This is a genomic window from Actinoallomurus acaciae (genome assembly GCF_042429965.1).
GTDB lineage: Bacteria > Actinomycetota > Actinomycetes > Streptosporangiales > Streptosporangiaceae > Actinoallomurus > Actinoallomurus acaciae.
Genome location: NZ_JBHLZP010000723.1, coordinates 1 through 3,267 on the forward strand (window position 1 = coordinate 1; position 3,267 = coordinate 3,267).

2 protein-coding genes are annotated in these 3,267 nt (G+C 70.6%); both read right to left on the minus strand.

Translation table 11 applies throughout. The features are described 5' to 3' along the window. Positions 1-257: 257 nt before the first annotated feature. The gene (locus ACFFNX_RS45750; RefSeq protein ID WP_378212598.1) at positions 258-1,250 is read right to left on the minus strand and encodes a TerC/Alx family metal homeostasis membrane protein; all 993 of its coding nucleotides are present in this window, start codon (positions 1,248-1,250) and stop codon (positions 258-260) included. Positions 1,251-1,578: 328 nt separating this feature from the next. After that, a partial coding sequence (locus ACFFNX_RS45755; RefSeq protein ID WP_378212599.1) for a serine hydrolase domain-containing protein occupies positions 1,579-3,267 on the minus strand: 1,689 nt, incomplete at its 5' end.

A 3,267-nucleotide genomic window follows, 5' to 3' on the forward strand; every position in this document is an offset into this window, starting at 1 on the left:
GGTCGAGCGGCTCGGGCGGATCGAGCGCCGCCGGCGCGTTCGCCGGCGGCGTGCGGCGCGCCGGCCTCGACAAGGGCCTGCCCGGCCAGTAGCCGCAGGGCTGATCCAGGACCTGCCGGACACGTCCAGGCCCTGGATCGGCCGACGGTCCTGGTCACCTCCGCGACGACGTGTTGTCGGCGCTCGGGGTGAGGTCGGCGGACTCTCGCCGCCGGGGCCGTACGCCGTTGGAGATCGGCGGCCCGACCGGCAGGCGGTCAGGGCCGGCTGAGGTCGGTGCGGCCGTCGGCGACCGTGGTCTGCCGGCGGCCCGCGCGCAGGCTCGTCAGGGTGACCGTCAGCAGTGTCACGACGATCACGGCGAGAGAGATCAACGTGGGGATCTCCGGCAGCCACGTCCACGTCCCGTGCGCCCAGTGCAGGATCAGTTTCACGCCGATGAAGGCGAGGATGACCGCCAGGCCGTAGCCGAGGTGGACCAGCTTGCTCAGCGTGCTCTGCAGCACGAAGAACAGTGCGCGGAGGCCGAAGAGTGAGAAGGCGTTCGCGGTGAAGACGAGGTACGGGTCCTGGGTGACGCCGTACACCGCGGGGATCGAGTCGACCGCGAAGACCAGGTCGGTGCCGAACACCGCGACGACGACGACCGCGAGCGGTGTGAGGGCCCGCCGGCCTTCGTGGCGGGCGGTGAGGCGCGGGCCGTGGTAAGCGTCGGTCACCGGCATCAGGCGCCGTACGAGGCGTACCGACCGCAGGGAGGACACGTCGACCTCGTGCCCCGCCCCCGTGACCGTGTCCTTCATGATCTTGAAGGCGGTGAACAGGAGGATCGCGCCGAAGATCACGAAGGTCCAGGAGACCGCCTGGACCGCCGCGGCGCCGATCGCGATGAAGACGCCGCGCAGGACGAGGGCGCCGGCGATGCCGTACAGCAGCACCCGCTGGGTGAGCGCCGCAGGCACCGTGAAGGCGGCGATGAGCAGCATGAACACGAACAAGTTGTCGACCGACAACGATTTTTCGACCAGCCAGCCCGTGAAGTAGTCGACCGCCGTGTTCGCACCCCACCGCTGCCAGGCGAAGACGCCGAAGACGATCGGCAGGGCGAGGTAGAAGGCCGTCCACACCAGCGCCTCGCGGAAGGCGACCGTGTGCGGGCGGCGGGTCAGCACGAAGTCCACCGCGAAGAAGAACAGCACGCCCGCGAGGGTCACGACCCAGACCAGGGGCGAAGCAACGGAAGTGGACATGCGGACTCCTCGAACGGCTCGTCGTCCGAGGTCTCCTTCACCCGCGCACGGCGGGCCGCCGCCCGGGGTCACCGCAAAGGGCGTCCGTGCTGACCGGGCCGGCGCTGGGAAGTACTCCCCTCACTTGGAACGATAGCCGCTGAGGACCGGTCCCCGCAGGCAGGACCGCGATCAAGGCCGGACGTATGCTCGACGGTCGGCACCGGGAGGCCGGGACCTGCACCGTCCGTGACCGGGGACCCGCGCGGTGTGCTCGCCCCCGGAGCGGGGCGGCGGCACGACCGGCGGGTCCGCGATCGGCGGATCTGCCGGGCCGACCGAGGCGGCCCTAGTTCGAGCTGACGACCCAGCCGCTCGTGACGAAGCGCGCCGCGTCCGACGGGCGTTCGCCGTTGAGGACGACGTGGCCGTGCGCGTCGTAGGCGCGGACGCCGTCGACGTACACGCCGCGGCCCTCGTACAGCGGGTCGGTCGTGTAGCGCCAGCGCACCTGCGTGGTGCCCGCCGGCAGTGTCGCCGTCGCCTTCGCCCAGCGGCGGTCCTCGAAGCCGGAGAACGTGCCGTCCGACGTCCAGGAGTCGCGGCCCGCCTTCAGGGAGAACGGCGCCGGTGTCCAGGTCGTGCCGTCGGATGAGGTCTCCAGCACACCGAGGTCGGTCTCCTCCGTGTCGTACCACAGGTCGAAGGAGAGCTTCGTGGCGCCGGTCACCGGAGCGGTGAGCGTCGCGGTGCTCTTGTCCTTGGTCTGGGAGAACCACGCCGTACGGCCCTCGGCCGGCCGTACCGGGATGGCACGGGCCAGGTCCTGGGCGACCGCGACACGTGCCGGGTTGATACTGCCCCAGTTGCGGCTCGGGTGCACCCGGTTGGTCAGCAGGATGCTGAACGACCGGGACAGCGGGTCGATGACGATGTCGGTCCCGGTGTAGCCGGTGTGGCCGGCGGTCACCGGGGAGGACAGGCCGCCCATGTACCAGCGCTGGTCCAGCTCGAACCCGATGCCGTGCGAGTCGGAGGGGAACGCCTGGTTGAGGTTCGTGAAGATCTTCCGCACCGACGAGTCACTGAGCACCCGCGCGTGGCCGTACCGGCCGCCGTCCAGGATCATCTGGGCGACGATCGCGATGTCGTGCGCGGTGGAGAAGACCCCGGCGTGCCCGGCGACGCCGCCGAGGGCGTAGGAGTTCTCGTCGTGGACCTGGCCCCACACGAGCCCTCGGTTGAGCTGCGCGGGCGGCACGTGCTCGTACTCCGTCGCGGCGATCCGGTTCTTCTCCGACGCGGGCGGGTTGTAGCCGGTGTCCTTCAGCCCGAGCGGCCCGGTGATCCCGTCGCGTACGAGCACGTCGAGGGTCTTGCCGGTCACCTTCTCCAGGATGAACTGCATCGTGATCAGGTTGAGGTCGGAGTAGACGTACGCGGTGCCGGGCGGGTTCTGCAGCTTCTCCGCGTACAGCGCCTGCTCCTGGGCGGCGCGGCCCTGGTAGTCGTAGAACGGCAGGTCCGGCTCCAGGCCGCTCGTGTGGGTGAGCAGTTGGCGGAGGGTGATCGTGCCCTTGCCGTTCTGGGCGAAGTCGGGCAGGTAGGTCGCGACCGTCTTGTCCAGATCGATCGTGCCGCGCTCGACCTGTTGCAGCGCGACGATCGTGGTGAACAGCTTCGACATCGACGCCAGGTCGAAGATCGTGTCGTCGCGCATCGGGATCCACTGGTCGCGCGGCAGTTCGGTCGGCTTGTCGTCGGCGTAGCGCAGGGCGTAACCGGACGCGCTGTGCTGGACGATCGTGCCATTGTGCGCGGCGAGCACGACCGCGCCCGGGTACAGCGGGTGCGCCGCGCCCGGCAGGGCGGTCTCGTACGCCGCGGCGTCCTTGGCGATCGCCGCGACCTGGTCGGGCAGCAGCCCGGCGGAGGCCGGCGAGCCGTAGTGCAGCGTACGGCCGGGAGTGAACTTCAGGTTCGAAGCGGTGACGGTCGGCGGCCCGCTCGCGGGCGCGGCGGCCGGGGTGGCCCGGGC